This window comes from Bacillus sp. C28GYM-DRY-1 (genome assembly GCF_030519405.1).
Taxonomy (GTDB): Bacteria; Bacillota; Bacilli; order Bacillales; family Bacillaceae; genus Bacillus; species Bacillus spizizenii_A.
In genome coordinates this window covers 1-237 of sequence record NZ_JAUMKF010000113.1, presented here as the reverse complement: position 1 = coordinate 237, position 237 = coordinate 1, and the positions used below count along the sequence as shown (strand labels likewise).

The window sequence follows — 237 nt, the reverse complement described above, 5'->3', positions numbered from 1 at the left end:
GCTGATCAAGTGTGTCTAATACAAAGTCTGTGTCCTGCTTATCGCCAATCGTAAAAGCAATCACTTCTCCATTGTATACATCTAATATACTGGAAAGGTACAATTGTTTTTGTCCATAAGGCAAATACGTGATGTCCGTTACTAGTTTTTCAAGAGGATGATCAGACTGAAAGTTCCGATCTAATATATTATCGACCACGGCATATGGCTGCCCATTCTTCTTGCGCTTTTTCACCT

The 237-nt window shown here is 39.2% G+C and carries 1 protein-coding gene; it reads right to left on the bottom strand.

Features of this window, described 5'->3' with window-relative positions:
- The coding region (locus Q3W56_RS20910; protein ID WP_368045787.1) for a DDE-type integrase/transposase/recombinase at nt 1–237 on the bottom strand (237 nt) is incomplete at both ends.